Raw genomic sequence first — 26,883 nt, 5'->3', positions numbered from 1 at the left:
AAAGTGTTTAAATTTTAAGACGCCCTTTGAGGTATTCATGCACGAACTTGTTCAGTTAGAATGATTTTTTGTCGCAATAATTATTGCAATTCATCTTCTTAAAAGATGTCTTTGAGCAAAAAACATGCTATGTCCTCCGTTTAGAGGAAGATAAATTTAAATATAATATGTTCAGCTCCCTAGCTTTTTATGTTAGGGAGTATTTTTGTTGTCCAAATGTTCCTTTTAAAAATAATACGGCTCAACTTCTTTTGGGGGGATTTAGCGACCTTTCGAATAAGAGATTCCTACCATCACTTCCGATAACAATTGCTAAATTTCCCCAAGAGAAGTTGAGCTAGAAAGGAGGCTATATGGTTAAAGTGCAGTTAGACCTAACGGCTAAACAAATGAGAGATACTGAAAAAGTCGCAAACGATATCTTGGAAAAGATGGACATTGATCCCAAGAGTTACTGGTACGAAAAACAATTAGACATTATTAATAGTCATCTAGGAGATGTCTTAAAAGTTATCGATGAAGCTGAAAAAATTTTGGAAGAAGAAAACGAGGAAGCAGAAAGCGAAGAAGAAACTAAAGAAGAGATAATCGAGGAGGAAGAACCTTATGAATTTGATTAACCAATTGGCTACCTTACTACAACCCAAAACGGTTTATGCTAGCGATCTACAAGGAATTGTAAATGATTTAACCTCAAACCTAACAGGACAAATACAAGGAATCGCTGTCGGGGTAGCAACTATGATGTTGGCTGGACTTGGCATTTGGTGGATGGTAGCTGATTCACAAGAGACCTCCCGAATTAAAGGATGGGCAGTTCGTATTATTGTCGGGCTGATTATCGTTCTAGCCGTAACAAGTATTATCGGGTACTTCTCCGACGCTGCAGGCGGATTTAGCTAGAAAGAGTTAAGGAGGAAATATGTACTTTAAAATAAATAGTACAGACAAAACTGTACTGCGCTACGTACAACCTCGTAAGAAATATACAGTACGTAGCGCAATTGAGAAAATCAATGAACTTGAAGAAATATTTTCAGGTTGGGGAACACAAGCGGATATTGAAGTAAATGTTATTGAGGGTAAATCGGTTATCCTTCATGATATTCTGACCCTAGGCTATGGGGACGGGATCCAGTATCTAGTCTACATCGAATCCAAACTATCACGGTTATACCAAGATGATGAAGATCCATCTACTTATAATAAAATAAAACCTTTAATAGATTCGATTGAAAATAACTTTCTTGAAGAACAAAACGATAATATCCACCAAGCAAGAATATCAGAGTTGGAAAATAATCCGTCACGTTCGTTGAATATCGGAGGTATAGGGGCAAGATTTAAAGAGATCTTATCTAAATACCAAGCACCCATTGCTGTCGTGATCGGAATTATAATCATTGCCGCACTTTCCTTATTCATCTTCACCTCATTAAATCGATCAGATACTAATGAAGAACAGGAAAGTGTCGAATCCACTAGTGTTGTATCAAATCCAGACCTAAATGATCTTTTGAAGGAAAGACGATTTTCTGAAGCATTAGATTACTATCCAGAAGACTATCCAGTCATTGAAAGATATATCTTTAATTTAGAAAACGCAACGATTGAAGAAATTATTCAATATTTAGAAGAGTTTCTTGCTAGACAACCATATGATAAGGGTGAGTTTGACCTGGCGTATCTAAAGAATGATTATCCTAAAGTTGTTGCCTTAGAGCATGTCGCCGAAGGAGTAGAAAGACAAACACAATTAGCAGTCGCCTATGCTAAGACTGGAAACTTTGTTGAAGCAGAGCGTTTGAATCAAGAACTTCAACTAGACAGCATAAATCAACTGATCTTCAAAGAAAAAGAAAAAGAAATTGTTAATCTACTGACCACCAATCAATGGGTAGCAGCAATGGAAAAGCAAGAAATCCTCAATAGTCCAGTCATTGAATCGTTTAAAGAACCTTTCCTAGAACTATACGAACAACAACGAGTTGTTCAAGAAGAATTAGGTAAAGAAGAAATCAAAGAAGAAGACAAAAAAGTGTTAGAAGAAAGACAAACTCAAATAGAGTCTCAACTGAAAGATCTAGTTATCAAACTAAAAGAAGCAGTCAAAGAATGATTTTATAAAGGAGAGTTCATATGTTCAAAAGAAAACTAGCTTTACTATCAACCAGTCTTATCTGCGTATCTCCTGCAGCATTTGAAGTCACAAGGGTACTTGCAAACGAAGTAATGGAGAGTCCGCAAAGTAACTATTCTGATGTCAATGGAGATAAACTATTCCAACTAACGGATAATGTCTCGGTATTAGTTAAAAAAGACCAAGAACAAGCAAGTCAGGTTGATTCTGTTCATATCCATCTCGTATCGGACGAAGAACAAGTCAAAAATAAATTAGGGGCACGGTCGTCTATGTTAAACGAAAACATGGATTTACTCGCCCTAACATTAGTAGACGCAAATGGCAATCGTTTGTCAGGTGTACAAGTAGAAGTAAAGGTTAAAGATCAAGGCTTACGTGGCGATGTAACTAAAGTCATTGCTATTGCTCAAGATGGCGACTACCAAAACATCTCTATTATGAAAGCAAACAATACCTTAACATTTACGGCTACAGGCAGCGCAGAATTTGGCTTAATTTACGATGAGTCTGAAGAGGCAACGGCTAAGCGAAATCAAGAGTCACTAGAGCGTGTCGTGGCCATGAGTGAGGAATCAATCGAACAAGCTGCTCCAATCATTGCGTCTGATGAAACACAAAAACTTATTGCGTCAAATCCTTTAGAAGGTACATCTATTGTCGAAGAGGAAGACAAGAAGGACGAAACAGAACACGAAGAAACACAAGAGACAACCACAGAAGCAGGATCAACTGAAGGCACAACAGTAGATAGTGGCACGCCAGTTGTACCAGAAGCACCAGCTGAACCAGAAATTCCAACTGTCCCAGAGCTGCCGACAGAGGAGGAACCAACTGCACCGCAAGAAGACGAATCTTCCGATTCACAAGAAGATACCCCACAAATCACCGATCCTGCTGAACCTGAAGAAGAAGAAACGATCATTCCAGAAATTCCTGACCCTGATTCAGAAGATGAAACAGGAAAAGATCCTGAAGAGGAAACATTACCTGAAGTGCCTGAAATCCCAGACATTACGGAAGAAGAAAAAGAGCCACTACCTGATGACATGCCTGAAGATCTGCGAGCCACCCATGAACAACGTTTGAAAGATGGATTCGAATATGTCGGCAAAGTCGATGATGAATATACCTATCGTAAAATCTATCCAACAGATATCAATGATACAACTGATGAGGACAATGCAACGCTTGAAGGAGAAATTCCTGAAGCATTGAAAGAGCAACACGATAAGTTATTGGCAGAAGGCTATACATTTATCGGTAAAGATGATAAAGACAACCTACAATATGAGCGTAAGACTGATATCGTAGACCGTGTTGAGATTGAATTATCGAACAAGGACGAGAAAGTCGATGAAGAAATTAACAAGGAACCTAATAGCAACGAAGAAACTAATGCGAATGAAGTCCCAGAAGTTCCAGAAACACAAGAGCCTGTTCCAACCGATGAAAAACAAGAATCAGTAGGAAATATTAGCACGGAAGAAGCTGATAATAGCGAGACAGACGAACCTAAAGAGGAACAGCCTGATAAAGAGCCACTACCTGAAGGAATGCCAGAAGAGCTGCGAGAAGAACATGAAGCGAAACTTAAAGACGGCTTTACCTACGATGGTTATGAAAACGGACAGTTCAGCTATTCTAAAACATCAGGGATTATAACAGATGGCGAGACAGCCAAAAGCAACGCTCAACGAGAGACCATTGAATGGGTAGTACCACCATTGGAAGAAGAGCCTAAGCCAACTACTAATGAAGTGACGGCTTCAAGTTATGAACCAGAAATTATAACTGAAGAAAACCTAACGTTATCAGACGGAACGGAAATCATCATTCCTAACGAAAAAGAAGAGACTGTCCCATCAGAAACAGAAAGTCCAGACATGAATGAAAATAAAGCAATTGAAGTCAATGAAGTAGCAACGGAACCACAACCAGAGAGCTATACAGTTGGGCATTCCACCGCTACGATTGAACATCAATATCTAGCTGGAGATCAAAACGAGGTTCTAGAGGTACAAGAATTAGTTGACAATCAAACAGAAGCTATCCACCAAGCGTTTGAAGATCACGGTTATAACTACCAAGGAACAGAAGACGGACAAGCAGTTTATACAAAACATTTCTAAAACGTTAATTAAAAATCAGCCTAAAAGATGAAGCCACTTCTTGCCACCGTGGCAAGAAGTGTTTTTTTGATAGGAGGGAATATCATTAAAGATACATCTATCTATAAAACAGATTTATTCCTAACAACCATTAATAATAAACTCGAAAGAGAAAAGTGCCTAAGACAGGTTAATGAGAGTCAATGGTTTTGGCAAGATAACCATCCAATGATAACTGAAGAAGTGTGGATTGAAGATGGGGGAGAGTTTAACATATCTTCAAATACGGAACCTCAATCATTTTTATTTAGGAAGGTAGAGACCAGTAGAGCCAAAGGACTTCTGATTCACGAATCGATACTCGATCTGTACTCGCATTTATCGCTTGATGTTAAAGATAAATACCACAATCACTTGATTGCCTTACATGAAAATATTGATTTAGAATACCTTTCTCAATTTGTCCATCACTTACTAGGGGAAGAACTAACTATAAAAGAATTAATCTTTGCGACACCACAAAAACAAACTGAAGCAATAATTGATAATTTTCCGACATTTAAAAGAAACGAAAACATCTTTATTGTCAACAAACAAGATATTCGAGTTAGCCAAATTAGACCTCTCGGAAATAATTGGTGGGCTGACTGGCTATCTGTCCGAAGATATAAACGCCTGATAGAGCGAGAACAAGAGTTAAAGAAAAGGTTGAGGGTAGGCAATAGCAATGAAACATAACTATACCTTCCACCTAGCGGTCGCTCTTATTTCAATTGTGTTGGTTAATGTCGTTTCAATGTCATTAACTAGTTTATTTAATCCCATAGCAGATTACTCTACCCTGGGGCTTTTAGTACCCAGATTCCGTCTCACTCTCTTTTATTTAATTTTCTATATCATTTTGTGGCTAGCTGCTAAACGTCTCTCTGTTACGGTTAAATCACAAGTAGGAGATTTGAGAGTGGGAAACAAAGGGAACTCTCGGTTTACAACACGTAGTGAAATTAAACGAACTTACAAAGAAATTGAATACACCCCAAATTACATTAACGGACTTCACCTTGATAGTTATCCTGGCAGATCAGGGAGTCTAATTGCCAGAAGTGAAGACAAAGCTTATATTGACACTGATGACGCACATAGCGTCACAATTGCCCCCACACGGGCAGGGAAAGGACAAACAAAAGTCATTCCTGAAATAGAAATCAGAAGTCGAAGCGAAGAGAGACCGCATATGATTATTTCAAGTGTGAAGTATGAATTACTGGAGTTAACCGCTACGGAACTTGAAGAAAGAGGGTATAAAATAGAAGTTCTGAATCTTGACGATTTAGATCAATCACTAGGCTATAACTGCTTAGACTTGATTAAAGACAGTTATAGCAAAGGGGAAATCGATGAAGCGGTAGAACTATGCAAGACCTTCTCCCATCCACTCTATCACAACCCCAATAGCAAAGAGCCTATTTGGGAAGAGTCGGCTATGGCGTTAGTGAACGCTTTAATTCTAGCTCTTTGTCATGAGTTTGTTAATCCTGAACTGCCAGAAGAAGAACAACATCCTGAATTCGTCACGATGAATGCGATAGTTTCCATGCTTATCGAACTATCAGGTACTTACCAGTTAAGTAGTGAGACCCGATATATGTTGGATGAGTATTTTAATACGTTGCCACTAGATAATCCTGCTAGAAAAGAGTATTCAACTGTAGGGGTTACAAGTGGACAAATGCGCTCATCCATCTTTGGGACAGCATTAGCTAAATTGCAAAAATTTGCAGCACCAAAAGTATCAAATCTTATGGCGGAAAGCACCTTTGATTTTATGGAATTAACGCAAAGTGAAGTCCCTTATGCGGTATTCATTGTTTTACCTGATTATATTGAAACAAACTATATTATTGCTTCTACTTGGATTCAACAATGTTATTACGTTTTGTCTAGATTTGCGAGTCAAAACAACGACCGATTAAATAAACGAGTGTGGTTTTGCTTAGATGAATTCGGAAACCTCCCGTCCTTTACCAACCTAAATAGTATGATTTCGGTCGGGGCTGGGCGTGGTATGCTATTTGACTTTATCGTTCAAGACTTAATTCAATTTAAAATAAAGTATGGAGCAGATATTGCACGTTTTGTGGAGACCCAACTCATGAACATTGTCTTTTTAAAGTCAACAGATCCTGATACCAGAAAGAGGATCAGCAGTATGCTAGGAGAAGAAGAGGTGATTCAATTCACCCGTTCAGGACACGCTTGGTCACTTAATAAGAATGTATCGGAACAAGTTGAGAAGAAACCTTTGTTATTTCCTTCTGAATTGAATCAGCTTCAAGAGGGCGAAAACGTGATTATTCGGGCAAAAAGAAAGACAGATCCAGTTAACGGAGAAGTCATCGATATGACACCCTATCCGATACTAAATGATGGCAAATATCGCTTCAGGAAGGCTTATCAATACTTAGACAAAACATTCAAACACAAAGACTATCAACAGCTAACCTATACCCGACATGGCGGCGAGCAATGGGATGAAAAACAATTAACTCTTTTCATTTCTACGATTCGAGACCGTCTAAAACATAGTAAGCAAAAAGAAATAGCTAAACAAGAACAACGCTACCAATTGGAGACAGAATTAGCACAATTAAAAGAAGAATTGGAGAGTGAAGATATGATTGCTTTAAGAGAACGTTATGATCTCGATTCGACCCCATCAGTGGATGTAAACGACCGTCGTATTAATGATTATAATCCAACAAATCAAACGATAGATGAAGCAACAGTAGAAGATACATCAGAAAAACAATCTATCGCTGAACAAGCACAATCTAATCATAATAGAATAACTGAAATCGATAAACTAGGATTGACATTAGAGGAAGTTAAAGAAATTGCAAGAAAACATATACCAGAACTCAAAGATGGGTTAAATAAAGCTAAGAATGATGGTCAAATTAATGAGCTTATCAAGCGATATAGTAGCCGTATAGAACTATACAATTCGGATAACTAAGGAGCTGACTATGGATAACGATCAAATATTACAGTTCCTGCACAATAATGAGTGGCTAGAATTATCGAGCATTACTTACACGATCTTACGCTTGATCGCTCAAGGAATCATTAATTTACTATTGGCGATTAACCGAGGAATAGCAGGAGCTTTAGATGATATCTTTGCATTTGCCGAATTTCCACAAAGTGAATTAGGACAACAAACCATTCAAATCTTTTCAGGTGTCACCTTTGGAATTGCGACTCTTTCGCTAGCTTGTTATGGGATTTTACTGATGATTGACCCCGAGTATTCCTTTCAAACATTAGCACGTAGATTTCTTTTTGGTCTCGTTACTCTCATGCTATCAGCAACGCTAATGATTCAACTATTGAACGTGACAACGCAGCTAACTAGAAACCTTATGCTAAACAATCCTGTGGCAGTAGAAAGCGCTGATGGAGACGGGGAACGTTCCATCTATCAAATAATCAACTCAAACGTTATCGATGTCCAAAGTGCGATCAATCAAGGCTACTTGACAATTGGCTCGATTGAACTATCGCCAGAACAAATGCAAAATTCAAGGATCAATTATAATGATGATACGAGACGCTATTATAACTTCTCCGAACATATGGATCCCGAAAATATCAATGATGAAGACGTACAAGAAGCCCTAGGACATGCAGTTGCTATGGAAGAGGGCGGAACGTACGAGGTCTATCCTCTAAGGAAATTTTGGCAACTGGAAATCCCAAAAAACTATTACCGCTATCAATGGAACCCAGTTATCATTATTCTATCCCTTTTACTTAACGCTATCGCCTTTGTTACATTTGCTTTTAAGTTCTTAAAGTCGATGTTTGAATTGGTCTTTAATCAAACACTGATACCACTATTTGCTTTCGAAGATTTAAGAGGGTCAAAAGCATTAAAGACAATACTAAATAACATGAAAAATATTCTTGTAACCATGGTGTTAACGGCTTTAATCTACCGAGTTTATATTTTAATTCAAGCTTACTTAGCCAATCAAAGCTACTCAACAGGGGCGAATATCATTATTCAACTAGCCTTGGTCTTCCTATTCCTAGATGGACCCGTGATTATCGACCGCTTAACTGGAGATGGTTCAACAGGCATGAGATCATCCATTGGCAGAGTAGCAGCTGGAGCCTTTGCAGGGTATCAGTTAGGTAAAGGAGCTGCAAACCTAGGTAAAAAGATAGTCGATTCCAAAAATCAAAGAATGGCAGCTCAAGCAACAGGAGCAGGTAGTAATGGAGACTCTTCTAACTCCTTAAATGCTGGATCAGGATTAAATACAGGTGGAGGTATTGGTGATCAAGGTAATGACCGAGCAAATGCTAAAGATGATTACGTCAATCAACAAATGTCTGACGATCCTGGAATGACACACTTAAACAAACAAGGTGGCGTAAGCGGTGGAGAAGAACAAGAGTCCACATCCTCACCAGAAACAGACCCATCATCAACTGGTGTAACTATGACTCAAGCCAATACTGATCAGAGTGGTGCAGATATGGATAATCAAGGAGATATTCAACCAATGAGCACTCAACCGCAAGATACTAGTGGAGACTTCCATGCTGACACAACACCATCGAGTGTGGGTATGGATGATCAAGGAGAGACTCAAACAGTGGAAACTCAACCGCAAGCAACTAGCGGAGACCTTCATACTGATACAAGTCCATCAACCGTAGGTATGGATGATCAAACACAAACCATTCATTCTGACGATAGAATGCAACCAGATCATACTCCATCAATGTCTACATCAGGGGAAAGTATGGAAGCAGGAACGACTAGCCCAACACCACCTACTAGTGATCAGACAAACAGAGGCGAGACAGGGGATATCAGTCAAGGATTGTCAACCCCTCAACCATCTCAACCATCGCCAGATTCACCAAGCAAAGAGACGCTACCTAGCGGAACCACTCAATCGGGAGAAGCAATGAATACACTTAGCACACAAAGCTTTAATGATACGAACAATCCATCAATCGGTCGTTCAAGTGTCCCAGATGAATCTAACAACCCTAACGATTGGCTTAAAGATGAAAATGATAATGACTTAGATGATATTTAATAGAAGGGAGTTCCATGGCAACACGAAGACTTATTACAACCTTATCACCAGAACTGAAGTTTAATCGCTATTTCTTTCTTTTTGATTTAATTGTCTTGGGTGGAGCAGCGGCACTAGTCCTATCCACTCATCAGTTTTTTTACTATCACGTCTTTAAAATTATTTATATCGGCTTAGTCGCTATTACAGCCTTTTGGGTAATTGCTAGACCACGACATAACCCCTTTAAGAGGAATTATCAAGTGTTAATAATGGCTTTTAAGCAAGATGACACGCTTTATTATTGGGAAGATCCTAGCATTAAAGCGCATGAAGAAGAACAAGAAGAAAAACCTTTAATTGATACCACTATCTATAGGAAGGTGGGTGAGTGATGGAATTTAATACGGTAAAGAAGACAAAAGAACTACAAGAAAAAGGATATTTAAGAAAAGATCCAGACAAAAAGAAAAGAAGACGTTGGTTTAAATGCAAAGAAAAGCAACCAGAACCAAACAAGAAGCTAAAAGACCTCATGCCACAACAAGGGATAGTCGGCTCGGACAACCTCATTAAATTAAAGTTTGAAAATGAAATAATGTTCATGGATATTCTTCAACTGGAGGGCTATAACCTTTCAAGCATGAGCGCAGCGGAACGGAACGAGGTGATTAGACAGTATGAAATGTTAATTAAACTCTATGTTTACCCATTTAAAATCGTCACTATGTATATGCCTTTAGATACGAGATTGCAGCAGAATTACTACAAGCGGCAAGCTGAACTAGCCAGCAATCCGACTTACAAACGATTGTTAATGGAACAATATTATGAATTTAAATACTATGAAGAAAACAACTTTAATAAGGAATTTTATATTTTTCTATACGGAGATACGGTAGAAGATTTAAGAGAATGTAGAAACGATTTCTTTGCCTATAGTGGCTTACTAAAACTATCGACTATTTCTTATGAAAAGAAAAAATCCATCTTCTTCAGGCTAAACAATCCACTCATCAGACAAAACATGAACCAACCCTAATCACTTCCGATTAGGGTTTTTCTAATTGGAGGAGATTATGACTAATAAAAAAGATAACTTTGTCTATGAAACCCAACCGATAGGTAATTTAAGATTCTTAGATTCTATCATTCAAACAGGCAACGCTGTTATGACCACATTATACATTTACGCCTATCCAGGCGAACCAGTCGGTCTATGGCAGTCATTTCTGCATAACATACCCAATTCCTTTGTCATGGTTGATATTGCTAATCAGGAGTCAGGGGAAGTCCTACAAAAGCTCCAACGAGCGATCCGTGAACAATATGGGCGGATGATAGAAGAAAAAGAAGCCTATGAAAAAATGATTGCTCAAGAAGAATACCAAGACTTGACCTACCTAGGGAAAGCGATTAGACAAAATGTTGAGATTATGAAGTATTTCACCGCAAGAATTATCTTGTTTGCTGAAACAAGAGATGAGCTTGAAAAAAGGGTGACAGAAACAAGAAAGCAGCTAGAAAAACAACGATTTGGCGCAACCGTGCTACTTTTAGAACAAAAAGAAGAATACTTGTCTATGTTTCTCAACCACACAACCCAAACCTACCTACCTAACAAACGAATAGGCAGAGATATTTCTTCTTCACACGTAGCTACAACCTTTCCTGCTAACCATGTTTTCTTACATGACGAGAGAGGACAGCATTTAGGGTACAGCTTAACAGGGGGGAACATTATTTTTGATTGTTTTGAACTAGATGGATCCTATCGTTCACACTATAACTTATTAGTTTTAGGAGAAATGGGTTCTGGTAAGTCTACTCTTATGAAAAAGATTCTGGTAAATCTAGCTTCTAAAGGTTACGTCCTAAGAGGCTTTGATAAATCAGGAGAGTACCAAAAGACCTTAAACTTCTTGGACGCTAAAAGTATTGCTTTGGACGGTTCAGACGGCGTGATTAATATCTTTCAAATATTCCCAACAGTTGTAAACGAGGCGACTAATCAAGTGGATCAATTAGCAAGCTTTACCCAACACAAAAGTAAATTAGCTACTTGGTATAACACTGTCAAACCCAAAGTAACCGACACTGAACTAGATATATTTGAATTAGCAATAAATGCCATGTATGAGCGCTTTAACTTTGATACAAGTAACGAAAGAACTAACTTTACTGAAAGAAATAATAAGGAATATCCCATTCTAACGGATCTTATTAGCACGATAGAGGGTATGCAGTCATCTAATGACCTGTCCGAAATGGTAAAGATCAACCTAGAGAAGATCGAACTTACCCTAAAGAAATTAAATGCTTCTTACGGGCAACTATTTAATGGACACACCACTATTGAAAACCTACAAGATGAACAAGTGTTGTTCTTTAATATTGACGGTTTGATGTCATTAGATAACAAACCCATTATTGACGCTCAAATGTTTAGCGCTCTCAACCTAATTTGGGCAACTCTTATTAATAATGGAAAAGAACAAGCGAGATTATATGCTAAAAAAGAAATTCGCTTTGAAGATATCAAAAGATCCATGCTGATTATCGATGAAGCCCATAACCAGATTAACGCTAATAACCCAAGGCAAACACGTTTTATTAACACCATGCAACGGGAAGGACGAAAGTTATATGTTGGCGTTATGTTAGCTACACAGTCCCTGACAACCCTTGCCCCTGAAGTGATAACGTCAGAAGCAAGTGAATTGTTAAGGGATGTTTACAACTTCTCACAGTACCGTTTCTTCTTCAAAATAAGTGCGGCGAATCTACCTCACCTAAAAAGATTATCACAAAATGACATCACTCAAGGGCAGATCGAGCGGATTGGTCTCTTCCAACAAGGGAGATGTTTAATGAGTATATCAGGTGGGAATAACATAGAATTTGACGTTGAAGTAAGCAATCGGGAGTTAGAGTTGTTCTCTGGCGGAGGACGAAACGTAGAAGATATGAAATAAGGAGAACCCTATGAAAACATTTAGAAAATATCCATGGCTGATTCCCATACTACTTATACTGTGTCTCTTATTGTTTTGGTTTAACAGTCAAACCGCACCTAAGGAGAAGACTCAAAGCCAGAAAACACAAACGGTATCAGTCGAAAGTGAAACGATTATTGAAGAAGCCGCTGAACAGGGCAGTAAAGATAGTGAAGGCAATCAGGAAAAAGACTATGAAAATGCGATCGGTCTAGGGACTGGACTAATTGAGACGTATTATCCAATCGATCCCAAAAACAGTATTAAAGAAGAAGCTTTCAGAGCCTTTACCGACCCTGAAACGGCTAAGATTCTCTATGACAATCGGGAATCAGTTGGTGATGTCAAACGTGAAATAAAAGAAATACAACCTACCATTACTAATAGCGACCCTTTATCTATTACCTACTACGTCAAAGGAATTGAAACAAGAGAACAAGAAGGGCAAGCCGATCAGAAAGACGTAAACCTAAGATTTGACCTTACCTTTAGTGAGGGGCAAAACCAAGTATTATCTTTTAACGAGCAAGTTGTTTCAGAGGAATAGTTATGAATAGCTTAGGAAAGAAATTAACTGGATTTATCATTGGGTTCGCTCTTTTGTTCTCTATTGGTAGTGGAATAATCAGCTTCTCAAATACTAGTGTTGGAATCTTAACTTCTAATGACCCTGGTAGAAAAGGGGGAATCGGTAATACAGCGGTCTTATATGATAGATCGAAAGAAAATGGAGCAAGTCCTGTCGTTACAGATGGTTGGGATTTGGAAGAAGTCAATCGCTTCCACATAAACGCCGCTGATCCACCTTATGTTGATGGAGATTACATTGACGATTTCCTATCACGATACTATCCTGCCTCGCCTATGATTGGGTATGGTGACTTAATCAAAGAAAAAGCAGATGAGTATGGGATAGCTGTGGGGGCATTTTTAGGAGTAAGTGCTAAAGAAACAACCTTTGGGATAGCTTCATGCGGAGGAGAATATAATTTTGGCTGCATAATGTGGACACCTTCCAGCCCTTATGGCAAGAAATTTGCTAATGACAGAGACTGGATTGATCCACCTACTCCTGAAGAGGGCTTTGACGCTTGGTTTAAATTGGCTAGTTCTTATGTGGAACAAGGGTTAGTTACGTACGAAGACTTTCTGAACGTCTACTCACCGACTTTTGAGAATGATCATTCCAGCTTCAAAGATAAAATGTGGGGGGTACTGAAGAGTTTTGGCTATGATGTAGATGACCAAGTAAGGAAAACACCATCAGAAAGTTCAGGTAGTTCTCGAAAAGAAGATGAGGATAAATCAAAACTGTTGAACCAAGGTTGGGTCAGACCGAAAGGCTGTGACTTTATCAGCAAATCTTCAGATATGGGCATAGAGAATATAAAAATCGAAGACACTAATTTAACAGATCTAGTATTATCTTGGAAAGAAGCGGTAGAAAATGAAATGGCAAGACAGGGTGTTGACCAAAAATACCTTGTGTTATTACTCGCTATACTACAAGTAGAAAGTGGTGGAGGGGGAACACCAGATATCTTCCAATCATCCGAATCACAAGGTTTAGCAGTTAACACATTATCAGAGCAAGATTCAATCAGAGCAGGTGTCTCACACTTCAAAAACACACTCAACAAAGCAGAAGATTACGGTCTATCCATCTGGGCAGTACCAGCAGGCTATAACTTCGGTCACGCCTTTATGGACTATTTAAATCGTGAAGGCAAAGACTGGAACATAAAAACAGCTGAACAATATTCAAGAGATGTTGTTGCGCCTTCATTAGGTAATCACAGTGGTGAGAGATTGACCTATGCTAATGAGGTTTCTCGGTCATACAACATGCCCTATATGTATCGAAACGGAGGAAACTTCCACTATGTGCCGATGATTATGCAAGCATTAGGCTACGATCTACAAGAAATTAAAGATATAGCTTTAAATGGTGCCAGCGGTGGAGCCGTCCGTTCAAGCAGTTCAAGCAATCCCGATAAAGTGAAAGAAAGCTTTACCTATTTTGGAGACAGTCTAGTAGCAGGAACGGAGCATTTGTTTAGAGAAAAGTTTACTAATAACCCTTCAACTTTCGGTAGACCGAGTATGCAATTTAAACATTCTAACGGATATTTAGATGGTGTTAGTCAAGTCCAAAGCTTCCAATCTGAAATACGAGATAATATTGTCGTTCAACTAGGAACAAATGCTGGCGGCTCTATTGAAACGATTGAGCGCTTTGTGAAGGCGATTGGTAGGGTCAACGATATTTACTTAGTAACAACTGCTTCCAATGTCCCTCACGCTAGTTCTGTTAACGCAAATATCAAAGCAGTAGCCAACAAACATAATAACGTACATGTTATTGATTGGGCTAGTCATGTTGGAACTGATAAAGAGAAGTATTATCAAGCAGACGGCATACACTTTAACGCTGAAGGTGCACAAGCGATTATTGACTTTATTTATCAGGAAGTACAAAAGAACAGCAAGAAGAAAGTAGAATGTTTTAGAATACCATACGCCATGTACCGACTAGAACAAAAACAAAACAGTGTCGCTAATGGCGATATTGTAGAAATGGCATTATCCATCGATGGCTATTGGACATACAGTCAGCCTAACCGAACATCAGTCCTAGCTCATATGGATCCACCTGATAGAAATGACCAAACAGACTGTAGTGGCTTTGTCTATTGGGTGTTAAAAGCGACAGGACATAAGGTAATGCCTGATATGTGGTGGACGGGAGCTATGCAGGATGACATAAATGGTCCACAAGAATATTTACAGAAATTAGACGCAAGCGAAACAGAAGCAGGAGACATTATTATTCAACACTACGCCAATGATATTTATATGGCTCATACGGCGATTTTGTTAGAACCTTGGAATGGACCCAATACTAAAATTATTCAGGTAGGAGGTTCAGGCGGAGGTGTTAACCAGTCGACAGCAGGAATGAGTGGACTGGGAAATCCAACGAGTTTTGGACGTGCAATTAAAGACGACGGCAATTAAAAAGGAGATAACATCATGAAGAAGCAATTAACTATTTTGTTGGCTACAGGAATTGCAATGACAGGAGGATTAGACACGGCTCTTGCTGCAACTAATTTAAATACCCCTGTCAATGTAGACACAATTATTAGTACCGAGATTATAGAAAATACGAACCTTGTTTATACGAATCACGAAGAAATTATAAATCGAGCAAAATCTATTATTGGCTATTGGACGTACAGTCAAGAAAACAGAACATCTGTATTAAACAATCTTGAACCAGCTGATCCCAATGACCAAACAGACGGAAGTGGATTTGTTTACTGGGTTTTAAAAACGACTGGACATAATGTAAATGATGATATGTGGTGGACTGGAGAAATGCAAGAAGATATAAATGGTCATCAAAATTATTTATTAAAATTAAGTCCAGGAGAGACACAAGCAGGAGATATTATAATTCAACACGATCCGAATCATATAGAAGCAGCTAGAACCGCAATCCTACTAGAGAAATGGCGAGGATCAGAAACAAGGGTTTTACAAATTGGTTTAAGCCAAGATGGCGTTCAAGAGTCAACAACAGGCGCTTCAGGGTTAGAAACACCAACAAGTTTTGGTAGACCAATTATTCATACTAACATTTCAAATATCAATAAATAAAAAAGGAAGAGAAGATGAAAAATAGAAATATAATTATTGGTAGTCTAATTATTATATTCATTGCTACTTCACTTGTTATGATTAGTCGAGAAGATAGTAAAGATCATTCAACAGTAAATGTCGAAATAACAAGCGAGATGGAAAGCGCCACAGATGAAGTGGAAAATAAAAATATGATTACCGATGAAACAATTGAAGTAGCTATAAAGAACACAGAACATCTCATTCAAGAATCCATGAACTATTTAAGTCTACCCACTGATAAAAATATCGTAACCTTTGATGGCTATAGTGAAAACAAACCTCAATATATCGATTCAACATACGATATTCAAAAATATTTTCTCAATAAAGATAGTGCGATTAATTTTCTTTATCAATTAAATATCACTTCTCCCAATGGACAATTAACATTCGGACAAGGTGATCATGGTGGAGTCATTATTGAAACTCCAAAACCACAAGATGAATATCAAATCAATAGTTTACAAGTTGACCATGCAGAAAGTAATGATGATACTTTTAAACTTACTGCCTTTATAGAGTACCAAGCAGGAGACACAACAGCTAACAGAGTTATTAGTTTTGTATATTCAGCAAATGGACAAATAATAGAAACTAAAACAATTAGTGAATCGACAAACTATAAAACAAGAGAACCTAATTATGAAGAGTCAACAATGGAAAGCGAGATGATTTCTGAAAGTGATGAATCATAAGAAATCAAAAAAACTAAGTCGAATGGAAAAAGTTAGAGAGAGGCTAAAGTCAAATACTGCCACCAGTTATAAAATACTCGTTTACTTTCTTCTCTTTTCTTTTTCAGCTCTCTTAGTCAGCAATCACTTTCTACAACCAGTCGCTAGAGAAGATGATACTTTAATTAATGAAGAAGTAAGTGCTCGACCATTTACTTTTAAAATAACTGATAAGCGACTCAATGAAAATGCAGACACTTTGTATTTACAATTCATAACAGAAATGGATTATCAAGTTAGTGATTATGAACTTTCTTTCACTCCTCAAATTAAGGGTGCTAGTTCAAGAGATATTTATTTTAATGTTTACCAAGGATCAAATAATTATTATGATTTAGTCGTTTCAAATCTTCCTGAAGAATGGGAAGCTTTTCGACTAATTGTAAGTATCCCTAAAAATAATTCCAAAAAGAATTTTACTTTTACGAGATACAATCCTAAAGAGTCATTCAATCCCCTAGATCCTAAGACAAACTTTAGTCAAGAACTAGCAGAACTAAGATCCATTCTTTACGAACAAGAACAAGAGTATGAGTTCGCACAAAGAGATTTAGATGAAGTGAACGCTGAAAGAGAAAAAGAAATTATTAATTTAAAAGAACAAATAGAAATAATTCAAGAAGAAATGACCTACCATACGGAAGAGCAACAAAAGACTGATCAAAAAAATATTCAAGATATAAAAACAAAAATTAATTCTTTAGAGCGTCAAATAAATTTAGGCGAAGAAGAAAAGACAGAGCATATGAAACGATACGAATTATTAGGAGAGAAACTAAAAACATTTTCTGAAGAATACGAAACGTCCTTAGATGAGATAAGGATAAAATAATTTAAAGGGGCGGACGAAATAAATATGAAAAAAGTTAAAAAAAGTATTTACCTATCAAAAGATTACTCAGAGAAGCTAGATGAGATTAGCAGATGGGAATCAGCTAGTCTTGGAGATACTGTTGAAAGACTAATTAGAGATTACGAAAAACCAGATAACAAAAAACTATTATTAATACTAAGAAATATTGAGAAGAAAATTGAAACCCTTGAAATAGTGCTTAACACTTTACTTAATATTAATGAGAAGAATATTTGGTTTGACCTTGGAGACTATGATAATGTTAAAATAAATACTGCGGACACAAAAGATAATCCATCTGATTTATTTATCGCCGCTGAAGATTATAGAGAAGCAAAAATATTAAAATCAAAAATTGATAGTGGAGAAATACCATTATAAAAATAAAATATCATAACAACTACTCCCAGCATCCGAATAGAAGGCATAATTCTAAAGTAGAAAACGATAGTTCTATAGTAGAGGTAATGGTTCTAAAGCGGTGGTAAGACATGGTTCTAAAGTGGCGGTAGTGGCTCTAAAACGGTGGTAAATCATAGCTCTAAAGTGGAGGTGATGGTTCTAAAGCGGTGGTAAGACATGGTTCTAAAGTGGCGGTAGTGGTTCTAAACCGACGGTATTCACAATCTTTTGATATCACTGCGAACCCTTGCCTTGCAAGGGTTCATGATGGTTCTGGGTACAGAACCCCTTATGCTCATCACTCTAAAATGACAAAAACTTTGTGAAATAACTTTATTATATCAGAACACTTTCATAAAATGCTTCGGGGGTTTTATAAATGGCAGAAATAAAAATTAGAAACGTAACTAATAATCAAAAAGAATCTTTAGAACTTTTAGCAAAAAAATATGATTTTCCTTCATTGAATTCATACCTCCTATATATTTTAGAGCAATTAATTGAAGGAGAGGGGCAAAGTGAATTTGAAAAGAAGCGACAAGAGCATGAAAAAGAAATAGCAAAACTAATAGAAAAAAATAGCAGGATAATTTTAGAGGCGGTGGAATATCTAAAATGACTTTTTCTTTTCTGCAAATAAATTTCAAGCAGCATAATCCATAATAATTATTTTCATGTAAAATGACAGGAAAAATTTTAAGCGCACAAATAGAAACAGTTAATAATTATTTAAAAGAAAATTTTTTAAATATATAGAGGAGTTTAAAACTGAAGTGAAGAAAGAATTTTTAATCCGTGGTATTGAGTATGAAACATACCAATCATTAAAAATTGAAGCAGAAAAAAATAATCAAAGTTTAAATACTTATATCAAAGAAGAACTAAAAAATAATTTAAGCAGCAAAAAGCTAAATAGAAATTTTGAAGAAACAAAAGACATAAATAGAATACTGATTGAAGTTGTGGAGCGAAACAATTTTTTAATTTCTTTATTGATCGACAAGTTGAATGAAAAATAAAAACAGCCGTGTATTTTCGGCTGTTTAATATTTCAGATTGCTACAGATTGAGTATTCAGAAAATCATCGCAAGCTTCATTCAAAGCTTCGTCAATGATTTCAAAATATTCACTTTCTGTGTAGCTATTTAAATGGTCAATTTCGTCTAACTCAAAATATTCATCTTGTAAATTGAAATCTCCGTATTTTGTAGCTCTAATTATTTCAGTAGGAGAATAGCAATTGAGAAAATTATCAAGCTCTTGCATTGGGTAAATAGTTCTAGCGACTTCAGACAAGTCAACTAGTTCCTCACTATCCATAACGGACAAGTTCATTATTTTTTCAATAGAAGAATATTCATTTATAAAACTATGAAATGAGTCACAAACGAATGGCTCTTGATCGTAATATTTATTATAGAAAAATAACAACTTTTCTAAATCTCTTGGCAACTCGAACCATTGCCATGAGCTAATTCCATCATTATAATCAGCCCAATTCCAAACGCATATTTCCAACATCATATTAATCACATCTTTCTGTTTTATTTTTTAGCCCTTAACTGCGGTGGGCTTACTTTAACAGTTGTGTGAAATTAAAATTCCGTCAAGGGCTAGTGGAGCTTTGCGCTTTAGCGCTTAGCGATACTGCATGTTTACCCTTGACGGAATTTTTATTTCATGCAACTCTTAGCTTGCGGTTTTCGCAAGCGATAGAGCGACTTGCTGAAGCAAGTCGCCTCCATCTCATTCAATAGAATCCTGAAAGGATTCTTTCCATTTGAATAAAATTAAAAAGCAACTCAACATCTAATTGAGTCGCTAAAAGTAATATTATTTAACTATTGTTCGAACTTGATCTAAAGGTATCTCAAGGAATTCCGAAATCTGTTCAAGACTTAGACCGTTGTCGAATAATTTTTTTATATTGTTACTTCGTTCTTCTTCACGTCCTTGCTCAAGTCCTTGCTCAAGTCCTTGTTCAGTCGCATATTCCATTTCGGCTTGACGAATCATTTGACGTTTAGATAATATCTCTGCCATCCTTTGTTCCTCCTTATCAAGGTGTATTTTATTCAACAAATCTTTAGCAGCATGAATGTAATCTGGGCTAGCAGTTTGAAGGGGTTCACCTTTGAAAAAATTCTGCCACTCGCTAACTCTGCAATTATTAGGGTTCTTGTTTGTAAGGGACAAATAAGTTAACGTTATTGTCTGCATACCCACATTAGCTAACGGAAAGTTGCTATGTCTCTCTTTGAAATCGAAATTAAGTAGACTGGGGAAATTAGAGCCAAACAGATCAAAATTTATAATATTAATAGAATAGGTATCTCTGATAGATGAAAATTTATATTCAGTAGTCATCTTCTCTTGATTTGCATAATCTTTAACGTAACCCTTACAGGCATAAAATAATGAACGCTCTAAAAAGTGTTTATGATTGTTTAACTGCATTTCAATTGTCACTAATTGCCCCTTTTCGGTTTCAGCTAAAATGTCAACCTCTGTATAGTCTAACTTTTCAGAGTCTTTATTTATGAAGTCCTCGAAATGATAAGGATTATTAATTCTAATAATATTAATATTGAAACCTAACATATCTTGAACAAAGCTTTGAAGAATTGGAATATTCTTTTCGTCCCCAAACAATTTTTTGAACACAATGTCATTAGTCGGTTTTAATTTGAAAGTCATATTGCACCTCTTTATATATTTATTTTATCATGTAAACCTTTTTAAGTCATCTCTACCCATTAGGGTAGAGTGACTTTGCAAAGTTTAATTACAGTAAAGTTCTTTTGATAAAAGCAGCATATCATCTGCTTCTAGAAAATGCTTGTATAAGTTATCTAAATCTGATTTGTCTACCCAACAATTCTCATTGAACAATAGGGCTTTGAAAAAAGATTCGTAATCCTCATTGATCATTTGTTCAATAATACTACTGTATAAATCGAAATTATCTATTAGTCTCAACATATTAATCACATCTTTCTATTAGTAATTTAAAACAATGTCATAGGCTTCAACTATATCCTCAAATTCACGTGATTCAATAGGCTTGCTTTCCAATAAATCTAGTAGAAGCTGACACAAGTCTTCCACGTATTCAACTAATTTATAATACTGGGCTTGCATTTTCTCTAATTCTTTAGGTTTCTCGGCGAAATATTCAAAACCTATCGCAAAATCCAGTTCAATATCATTAGTAACTGCTAGTAACTCGTCATGCAATTCCTCTGGAATATCATTTGTCGAATCTAAATAATTGATTACAGTATTTTCAAGTAACATATTTACACCTCTTCAGTAATAATCTCAAAAATCTTAATCGCTAAAGAATCAAAATCACTAACATCAAAAACATGTTCAATATCAGAATTGACTTTAACTAGTACATACTTCAAATCCTCTGATTCATAATAATATTCTGAAGGATATGAATTGTATTCTGATGATTCTAGGGATTCATAAATATCATTCCCCATGAAATCAGATATTTCTCGTTCCTCTACAATATTAGTCGTTCGTTCTAATAAGTAATAATCTTTTTGGTGGAGTAAATTAATTACGTTACATATAGGCAGGTTTTTTATAGCTTGTTTTTCCATTTTATTACCTCTTTCTAAAATCTAGGTCGCCCCAATTCGGGGCAACCAATTAAACTAATTAAAATCTATCATCAAAAACGTCTGTTCTTTCTCGCATTGAATAGTAATTACCGTAGCCAACAATAATGTGATCTAGCAACTCAATCCCCATCATCTCACCACACATCTTTAAACGACGAGTAAATAATAAATCGGCATGTGAAGGCTCCGTGTCTCCTGAAGGGTGGTTATGGGCAACCATGATTCTAGCTGTCGGGTATTGAACCGCTAGCTTAAATATTTCTCGTGGGTGAGCAACGGAACTGTTGACCGTACCTTTAAAGACGATTTCAGATTTTAAAATTTGATTCTTTGAGTCAAGAAGAATTACCATTAATTCCTCACGTTCAGATTCGCCAATTTGACTAATAAAATATTGACCTGCTAACCCCGTACTAGTAATTTTCATATTTTTTATTTCGCCTGTCTTATAGGTAGCAAATGCTTCCCTGATAATGGCTAATTTATCTTTATCCCCCTTAGTTAGGTAAGAATTGGTGTTACTGAAATCCTCTGAAAGTAATTCATAGGTATTAACATCAGTTAGATTCTCACGGGCTTTTTTACTTAATAAATTGACTAGTTGACACATAATAATCACATCTTTCTTTTTTATTTTTGCTAGCCTTGTTTTGCGGCTGGCTTACTTTAACAAGTTGCGTGTAATTTAAAATCCGTCAAGGGCTAGTGGAACTTAGCGCTTTAGCGCTTAGTGACACTGCATGTTTACCCTTGACGGATTTTGAATTATATGCAACTTATTTCTACGATTCGCCTTGGCGAATCGTTTCCATTAGTTAAAAGGAAGCCTGAAAGGCTTCTTACCTTAATACCTAACCTGATTATTTAAATAAATTTAGCAAATAAGGAGGACATTAAATGCCTGCAATTGTTTTGAAATCAAGATTTAGAATCATCGGAAAAGATAAACGTTCCTATTCTACCTATATTCAATACATGGATAGAAAGGAAGCCAAAAGCATTGAAAAAGAAATGAAAGAAACAAATAAACTCGTTGAAGAAAAAAATAAAACGCTAGGGGAATCAACGATTAAATATCTAAGCGATTGGCAAAAGACAGATAATGTGTTTAACGATAAAGAGGACGCTATGACCCCAGAAAGTATCGCAAAGACAGAGAAAAGCTTTAATATTGCTGAACAAAATAAGACCCCTTTGTGGCAGCTCGTTTATAGCTTTGATAACGAATTTCTAAAAGAAAATGGTTTCTTATTGAATAATGGAACATTGAACGATACCGCCATCAAAAATGCGACTAGAAAAAGCATGAGCCATCTTTTAGAAAAAGAACAGTTTAATGATACGACAGTATGGACAGCTGCTATTCACTACAATACGGATAATATTCATGTGCATGTGGCGCTAGTCGAGGAAGTATCAAGTCGAGAGAAAATAAAAAAAGGGAGATACAAAGGAGAATATAAAGGAAAGATTCCCAAAACAAGAATAAAAGAAATGAAGAGTATCTTTATCAATCAATTAATCGATCGAAAACACGAAATGAACCGTGTCAATGGTTTAATGCGTGAAGAACTAAACCAAGCCTTAAAACAAACAAATCTCTATCAAGAGCTAGAACTAAAGAATGAAATCGAACAATTGATTCTGAAGTTACCTGAAAATAAAAATCTTTGGCAATACAATCGAAAGGAGACACAGCCTTTTAGAGGGGATATAGATAAAATAAGCCAACAATTCATTAATAGCTTACAAAAAGATAGTTTCAATGAACTAATAAAGAAAATTCAAGAAGAACACGCCTTTAGAAATAAAGTTTATGGTCAATCTGAAAACAATTATTTCGAAAACAAAATGACTGAACTATATACTATGCTAGGGAATTCAATACTTAATCAATTAAAAGATTATCAAAATGAATCATTTAAACAACTAGAACTCACTAAAGAGATAGATTCCCATAATAGAGCAGAGGCGCTGGAGCAAGCACTTAATGACTTTAAAAACATAGATTTAGGCTCAAATAAGCTAAATGCCCATCATTCTATAATACATTTCAATAACAACTTAATATTTGATAGAGAGGTTCAAAAACTAATAAATAACGCCTTACAAAGCCAATATGAGAAATTTAATCAACAAGATCCTCAAACAGTCGCAACCATGATTCAGTTAGCTAGAGACCTAAATAAACAGAAAAATAAGCTAGAGAAAAAAGCGAAAAATAAATTAATTACATCAAGTGAGCGAAGAGAATTTTTAGAAAAGATCGAACAAACACTTGTAGAAACAGAATTATTAACTAACAGACAACTAGATAAAAAAGACCTTGAAATGATTGCTGATATAAAACAGGAACTAAATCCAGAATTAGATAAAACTATTAACCAAATCAATCAGCAACTTAATCAGTATAGGATTGAAGAGAGCAGGGGGCAACAGAATAATAAGGAAATAAGAAACATACAGGATAATGTACGACGTATTAATCGCTATAATGCCAAGCATTTAAATCAGTATGATCCTTATAATCACCTAAATCTCCTAACTAATATGGATAATAACTTAAAGGATCTCTATAGACTAGGTAATAATGATGATGTAGATAGAATAAAACGAAGTTTATCTTTCCAAATCAATAAGCAGTCAAAGTTAGCAAAAGATAACATTAAAAAATACAGTAGCAGCTCTATTCAGAAAAGCATGAAAGACTTTATAAATAAAGTAATCGACAACTTTAATAATGATCGACCAAGATTTCTGGCACAACTAGAGCAAGAAAGAGAAGAAACAAGAAAAATACTAGACGAAGAAAGACAACAAGAAAACCAAAGAAATAGAAGCTATTAAACTAAGCCCTGACAATTTGTCGGGGCTTTTTTTGAAAGGAGATTAAAATGGCTATTAAAAGATATTCTCAAGCAGATATAGATAAAGTGAGTGCGATTTCCATCGATGATTATATTAGAGACCAAGGGATAGGCAGGATCTATAGCGAGGGTGGTAAATTTGTAAAAGTAAATATCGATGGGCATGACTCAATCGTTATTGATACAGCTAAAAATTACTTTATTCATAATGCGAATTCAGCAGAAAAAAATGCTAGTGGAAATATTATAAATTTTGTCCAGTATATTAATCACAACGAGTTAGGATTTAGGGAGGCAATGGCACATCTGCTTGAATACTCGGAAGGTAGGGAAATAGAGTTAACCCCACCAAAGATAGAAACGATCGAACAAGAACCTTTTACATATAACTATGAATTAGCTAAAGATACCTTGGAACTTGAAAACTATCTAGGAAACGAAAGAGGAATCAGTCAAGAAACCATTAGATATCTACTGGAAAATAAATATATTATCCAAGACAAGTACAATAATATCATTTTCAACTGGACGAGAGGGGGACAGCCTCCATTAGAAAGAAAAGATATTATCGGAACGACTCAAGTAGTGACAGACCAATATAGAATAGAACAACGAGGAATCTCAAAGTATATTGGAAAAAACTCTGAAAAGAACTATGGCTTTAATATCTATCTGGGCGACCGAATAGAAGCACTCTATGTCTTCGAAGCAGATATCGACCTGATTTCCTACCTAGACATGAACCAAAACCTCAATAATGTTCATTTAGTATCCATGGGGGGAGTTAAAGAAGATACCTTCCTAAGATTTGTCGAAGAGGATTATCAAAAAAATAATGAAGGGTTTGATGTCTATTATTGTGTAGATAACGATATGGCAGGACACACATTCTTAGATAAAAATATCTTTGCCTATAATGATCATGCTAAGATAAAAACTCATTATTTAATTCCAGATTTTGATTCAATTCAAAGGAAGGAATGGGAGCAATTGAATGAAGCTTGTAAACAGCACAATCTCAAAATTGAGAATATCTATCCTATTTATCAATACGAGAGACCGTTTATTAATCAAGAATTTTCAAATAAAGATCTCTATTTTGAACAAGGAATTTATAAAGGTTTAGAACAATTGCAGGAAGATATGAGTAACCGCAGCTTTGACGAATTTATAGATTCAAAAGAATACCTACTAAGTGAAAAAGATAGGATTAATCATTGGAAAAATTCAATAGACAACAATGCCATTCAAATTGTTAATGAAGTTGTTAAAGACTACAATGATGTGTTGAAGGAAAGAAACAAAATCAACCATGATCAAAAAGAAGAAAAAACGCATGATCGTATATTAAAGGAAGCGCAGCGTATTAGTAGCGAAAGAATCGACTACTTAGCTCAAGAATATTATATTGACAAAGAAATACTTGACCTATTAGGACGCAAAGGCTTTATACGAGAAAAAATAACCACCAAAGAACCCATGTTTATCTGCTCAGAGAATAAACGTTTAAAAGGAGCCGTATTTGAGAATCAAACAATTTTGAATCCTCAAGACTTAGATAAACATAACTTCGTGATAACGATTGGGGAGCCACAGAAGATACTGCTGTTCGATTCGCCGCAAGAGAGCCTTCAGTACTGGTCACTACATAAGAACGACCTGAATAATTCTGTTTTAATTAGCATAAACGATAGCAGCAATCCTCAAGATAAGATTACACAATTTAATCGCATAATGGATGAAAATCCTCAAACAGAATTTACCTACTGCTCAAAAGAATATGTAGATTATAATAAGTTAAATGGCTACTTACATAGAGAAGCTCCATTAGGTAAAACGTGGCAAGAAGACCTTCAAAAGACTAATGAATTTAAAGAAAATCGAGAAAAGATCAAATCAATAAACCATATTTTGGAACATGAGCTTAACCAAAATAAGCGAGGTAATACGTTGAACAAAGAAAAACAAGTTGAATTAGCACAAAACATTTAAAATGATGAATTTAAATGATAGATTGTAAAATTAATTGCGACAAACAAGAAAACTCATAACAGGTTCGTGTAAAATGTTAGTAACCACAAAAACACACACGGAGGACCTGTTATGAGCTACAAACATCTTACCATAGAAGACCGTTCAAAAATAGAAGTACTTTATCAGGAGGGCTATACAGTGTGTCAAATTGCCCAAGCCATTGGGCGGCACCGCTCAACCATTTATCGTGAACTTAAACGTGTTCAATCAGCTAGTTATGATGCTCAACTGGCTCAAGATAACGCCACTGAGCTTAAAGCTCTTAAAGGGCGTCGCCCGAAACATACGCCTGAGTTTATTCAAGATATTCGAACAAAGTTAGAATGG

26 protein-coding genes are annotated in these 26,883 nt (G+C 36.1%); 21 read left to right on the top strand and 5 right to left on the bottom strand.

Features of this window, described 5'->3' with window-relative positions; genetic code table 11:
* The first annotated feature begins 353 nt into the window (after positions 1–353).
* From T408_RS0107820 to T408_RS0107735, 18 genes are all read left to right on the top strand, one after another.
* Entirely contained in the window at positions 354–620 is a 267-nt protein-coding gene (locus T408_RS0107820) for a hypothetical protein (RefSeq protein WP_028119435.1), read from the top strand.
* Positions 607–903: a TrbC/VirB2 family protein gene (locus T408_RS0107815; RefSeq protein WP_028119434.1), complete on the top strand. Its 297-nt coding sequence runs from the start codon at positions 607–609 to the stop codon at positions 901–903. The genes T408_RS0107820 and T408_RS0107815 overlap by 14 nt, the downstream gene beginning before the upstream one ends.
* A gap of 19 nt (positions 904–922) precedes the next feature.
* Complete coding sequence (locus T408_RS0107810) at positions 923–2,119, top strand: hypothetical protein (RefSeq protein WP_028119433.1); 1,197 nt, start codon at positions 923–925, stop codon at positions 2,117–2,119.
* 20 nt (positions 2,120–2,139) lie between these two features.
* A complete protein-coding gene (locus tag T408_RS11825) occupies positions 2,140–4,272 on the top strand; it encodes a hypothetical protein (protein ID WP_028119432.1) in 2,133 nt (710 codons plus the stop codon).
* Positions 4,273–4,299: 27 nt separating this feature from the next.
* Positions 4,300–4,989: a hypothetical protein gene (locus tag T408_RS0107800; protein WP_157060783.1), complete on the top strand. Its 690-nt coding sequence runs from the start codon at positions 4,300–4,302 to the stop codon at positions 4,987–4,989.
* The gene (locus T408_RS0107795; RefSeq protein WP_084543990.1) at positions 4,979–7,267 is read left to right on the top strand and encodes a VirD4-like conjugal transfer protein, CD1115 family; all 2,289 of its coding nucleotides are present in this window, start codon (positions 4,979–4,981) and stop codon (positions 7,265–7,267) included. The genes T408_RS0107800 and T408_RS0107795 overlap by 11 nt, the downstream gene beginning before the upstream one ends.
* A 10-nt stretch (positions 7,268–7,277) precedes the next feature.
* Positions 7,278–9,368, top strand: a complete 2,091-nt coding sequence (locus tag T408_RS0107790) for a pLS20_p028 family conjugation system transmembrane protein (protein WP_028119429.1) — start codon at positions 7,278–7,280, stop codon at positions 9,366–9,368.
* A gap of 14 nt (positions 9,369–9,382) precedes the next feature.
* Positions 9,383–9,742: a DUF5592 family protein gene (locus T408_RS0107785; protein WP_028119428.1), complete on the top strand. Its 360-nt coding sequence runs from the start codon at positions 9,383–9,385 to the stop codon at positions 9,740–9,742.
* Positions 9,742–10,389 (top strand): hypothetical protein, encoded by a 648-nt coding sequence (locus T408_RS0107780; RefSeq protein WP_028119427.1) that lies wholly within the window; start codon positions 9,742–9,744, stop codon positions 10,387–10,389. Before T408_RS0107785 ends, T408_RS0107780 begins: the two co-directional genes overlap by 1 nt.
* 37 nt (positions 10,390–10,426) lie before the next feature.
* On the top strand, positions 10,427–12,322 hold the full coding sequence (locus T408_RS0107775) for a VirB4 family type IV secretion system protein (RefSeq protein WP_028119426.1): 1,896 nt from the start codon (positions 10,427–10,429) through the stop codon (positions 12,320–12,322).
* A 10-nt stretch (positions 12,323–12,332) separates the two neighbouring features.
* Positions 12,333–12,890, top strand: a complete 558-nt coding sequence (locus T408_RS0107770) for a hypothetical protein (protein WP_028119425.1) — start codon at positions 12,333–12,335, stop codon at positions 12,888–12,890.
* A 2-nt stretch (positions 12,891–12,892) separates the two neighbouring features.
* Complete coding sequence (locus T408_RS11820; RefSeq protein WP_051444848.1) at positions 12,893–15,361, top strand: lysozyme family protein; 2,469 nt, start codon at positions 12,893–12,895, stop codon at positions 15,359–15,361.
* A 15-nt stretch (positions 15,362–15,376) separates the two neighbouring features.
* Positions 15,377–16,006 carry a hypothetical protein gene (locus tag T408_RS0107760; RefSeq protein WP_028119424.1) on the top strand — a complete coding sequence of 210 codons (630 nt, stop codon included), beginning with the start codon at positions 15,377–15,379 and terminating at the stop codon, positions 16,004–16,006.
* Between the two features lie 14 nt (positions 16,007–16,020).
* Positions 16,021–16,725 (top strand): hypothetical protein, encoded by a 705-nt coding sequence (locus T408_RS0107755; protein WP_028119423.1) that lies wholly within the window; start codon positions 16,021–16,023, stop codon positions 16,723–16,725.
* Positions 16,715–17,596 carry a hypothetical protein gene (locus T408_RS0107750; RefSeq protein ID WP_028119422.1) on the top strand — a complete coding sequence of 294 codons (882 nt, stop codon included), beginning with the start codon at positions 16,715–16,717 and terminating at the stop codon, positions 17,594–17,596. The genes T408_RS0107755 and T408_RS0107750 overlap by 11 nt, the downstream gene beginning before the upstream one ends.
* A gap of 24 nt (positions 17,597–17,620) precedes the next feature.
* The gene (locus tag T408_RS0107745; protein ID WP_028119421.1) at positions 17,621–17,998 is read left to right on the top strand and encodes a hypothetical protein; all 378 of its coding nucleotides are present in this window, start codon (positions 17,621–17,623) and stop codon (positions 17,996–17,998) included.
* A gap of 400 nt (positions 17,999–18,398) precedes the next feature.
* Positions 18,399–18,638 carry a hypothetical protein gene (locus T408_RS0107740; RefSeq protein WP_028119420.1) on the top strand — a complete coding sequence of 80 codons (240 nt, stop codon included), beginning with the start codon at positions 18,399–18,401 and terminating at the stop codon, positions 18,636–18,638.
* Positions 18,639–18,792: 154 nt separating this feature from the next.
* Positions 18,793–19,038, top strand: a complete 246-nt coding sequence (locus tag T408_RS0107735) for a hypothetical protein (protein WP_028119419.1) — start codon at positions 18,793–18,795, stop codon at positions 19,036–19,038.
* Between the two features lie 32 nt (positions 19,039–19,070).
* On the opposite strand, the gene T408_RS0107730 is transcribed toward T408_RS0107735, so the two are convergent.
* From T408_RS0107730 to T408_RS11220, 5 genes are all read right to left on the bottom strand, one after another.
* Positions 19,071–19,544 carry a hypothetical protein gene (locus T408_RS0107730; protein ID WP_028119418.1) on the bottom strand — a complete coding sequence of 158 codons (474 nt, stop codon included), beginning with the start codon at positions 19,542–19,544 and terminating at the stop codon, positions 19,071–19,073.
* Between the two features lie 309 nt (positions 19,545–19,853).
* Positions 19,854–20,717 carry an Rpn family recombination-promoting nuclease/putative transposase gene (locus T408_RS11815; protein WP_051444847.1) on the bottom strand — a complete coding sequence of 288 codons (864 nt, stop codon included), beginning with the start codon at positions 20,715–20,717 and terminating at the stop codon, positions 19,854–19,856.
* A gap of 303 nt (positions 20,718–21,020) precedes the next feature.
* Positions 21,021–21,317, bottom strand: coding sequence for a hypothetical protein (locus T408_RS0107715; protein ID WP_028119416.1), 297 nt, complete (start codon positions 21,315–21,317; stop codon positions 21,021–21,023).
* A 2-nt stretch (positions 21,318–21,319) separates the two neighbouring features.
* Positions 21,320–21,634: a hypothetical protein gene (locus T408_RS0107710; protein WP_028119415.1), complete on the bottom strand. Its 315-nt coding sequence runs from the start codon at positions 21,632–21,634 to the stop codon at positions 21,320–21,322.
* 58 nt (positions 21,635–21,692) lie between these two features.
* Positions 21,693–22,265 carry a JAB domain-containing protein gene (locus T408_RS11220; protein WP_051444846.1) on the bottom strand — a complete coding sequence of 191 codons (573 nt, stop codon included), beginning with the start codon at positions 22,263–22,265 and terminating at the stop codon, positions 21,693–21,695.
* 287 nt (positions 22,266–22,552) lie between these two features.
* Here T408_RS11220 and mobP2 point away from each other — a divergent pair, with 287 nt between their 5' ends.
* The 3 genes from mobP2 to T408_RS0107690 form a co-directional block, all read left to right on the top strand.
* Positions 22,553–24,502, top strand: coding sequence for a MobP2 family relaxase (gene mobP2 / locus T408_RS0107700; RefSeq protein WP_028119414.1), 1,950 nt, complete (start codon positions 22,553–22,555; stop codon positions 24,500–24,502).
* 47 nt (positions 24,503–24,549) lie between these two features.
* Entirely contained in the window at positions 24,550–26,514 is a 1,965-nt protein-coding gene (locus T408_RS0107695; RefSeq protein WP_028119413.1) for a DUF3991 domain-containing protein, read from the top strand.
* Between the two features lie 111 nt (positions 26,515–26,625).
* Positions 26,626–26,883: helix-turn-helix domain-containing protein (locus T408_RS0107690; protein WP_028118772.1), on the top strand; the 258-nt coding region annotated here is incomplete at its 3' end.

The sequence above is a fragment of the Hutsoniella sourekii ATCC 700629 genome, assembly GCF_000518205.1.
In the GTDB taxonomy this organism is placed as follows: domain Bacteria; phylum Bacillota; class Bacilli; order Lactobacillales; family Aerococcaceae; genus Hutsoniella; species Hutsoniella sourekii.
The sequence above is the reverse complement of the archived record's forward strand: the minus strand, read 5'-3'. Positions and strand labels throughout refer to the sequence as shown.

Coding starts and splice junctions, on each gene's coding strand:
- T408_RS0107760 (WP_028119424.1), top strand. CDS start 15,377: ATGAAGAAGCAATTAACTATTTTGTTGGCTACAGGAATTGCAATGACA.
- T408_RS0107815 (WP_028119434.1), top strand. CDS start 607: ATGAATTTGATTAACCAATTGGCTACCTTACTACAACCCAAAACGGTT.
- T408_RS0107775 (WP_028119426.1), top strand. CDS start 10,427: ATGACTAATAAAAAAGATAACTTTGTCTATGAAACCCAACCGATAGGT.
- T408_RS0107755 (WP_028119423.1), top strand. CDS start 16,021: ATGAAAAATAGAAATATAATTATTGGTAGTCTAATTATTATATTCATT.
- T408_RS11820 (WP_051444848.1), top strand. CDS start 12,893: ATGAATAGCTTAGGAAAGAAATTAACTGGATTTATCATTGGGTTCGCT.
- T408_RS11220 (WP_051444846.1), bottom strand. CDS start 22,265: ATGTGTCAACTAGTCAATTTATTAAGTAAAAAAGCCCGTGAGAATCTA.
- T408_RS0107790 (WP_028119429.1), top strand. CDS start 7,278: ATGGATAACGATCAAATATTACAGTTCCTGCACAATAATGAGTGGCTA.
- T408_RS11825 (WP_028119432.1), top strand. CDS start 2,140: ATGTTCAAAAGAAAACTAGCTTTACTATCAACCAGTCTTATCTGCGTA.
- T408_RS0107795 (WP_084543990.1), top strand. CDS start 4,979: ATGAAACATAACTATACCTTCCACCTAGCGGTCGCTCTTATTTCAATT.
- T408_RS0107780 (WP_028119427.1), top strand. CDS start 9,742: ATGGAATTTAATACGGTAAAGAAGACAAAAGAACTACAAGAAAAAGGA.
- T408_RS0107740 (WP_028119420.1), top strand. CDS start 18,399: ATGGCAGAAATAAAAATTAGAAACGTAACTAATAATCAAAAAGAATCT.
- T408_RS0107770 (WP_028119425.1), top strand. CDS start 12,333: ATGAAAACATTTAGAAAATATCCATGGCTGATTCCCATACTACTTATA.
- T408_RS0107820 (WP_028119435.1), top strand. CDS start 354: ATGGTTAAAGTGCAGTTAGACCTAACGGCTAAACAAATGAGAGATACT.
- T408_RS0107715 (WP_028119416.1), bottom strand. CDS start 21,317: ATGTTACTTGAAAATACTGTAATCAATTATTTAGATTCGACAAATGAT.
- T408_RS11815 (WP_051444847.1), bottom strand. CDS start 20,717: ATGACTTTCAAATTAAAACCGACTAATGACATTGTGTTCAAAAAATTG.
- T408_RS0107750 (WP_028119422.1), top strand. CDS start 16,715: ATGAATCATAAGAAATCAAAAAAACTAAGTCGAATGGAAAAAGTTAGA.
- T408_RS0107810 (WP_028119433.1), top strand. CDS start 923: ATGTACTTTAAAATAAATAGTACAGACAAAACTGTACTGCGCTACGTA.
- mobP2 (WP_028119414.1), top strand. CDS start 22,553: ATGCCTGCAATTGTTTTGAAATCAAGATTTAGAATCATCGGAAAAGAT.
- T408_RS0107695 (WP_028119413.1), top strand. CDS start 24,550: ATGGCTATTAAAAGATATTCTCAAGCAGATATAGATAAAGTGAGTGCG.
- T408_RS0107785 (WP_028119428.1), top strand. CDS start 9,383: ATGGCAACACGAAGACTTATTACAACCTTATCACCAGAACTGAAGTTT.
- T408_RS0107710 (WP_028119415.1), bottom strand. CDS start 21,634: ATGGAAAAACAAGCTATAAAAAACCTGCCTATATGTAACGTAATTAAT.
- T408_RS0107745 (WP_028119421.1), top strand. CDS start 17,621: ATGAAAAAAGTTAAAAAAAGTATTTACCTATCAAAAGATTACTCAGAG.
- T408_RS0107730 (WP_028119418.1), bottom strand. CDS start 19,544: ATGATGTTGGAAATATGCGTTTGGAATTGGGCTGATTATAATGATGGA.
- T408_RS0107800 (WP_157060783.1), top strand. CDS start 4,300: ATGAAGCCACTTCTTGCCACCGTGGCAAGAAGTGTTTTTTTGATAGGA.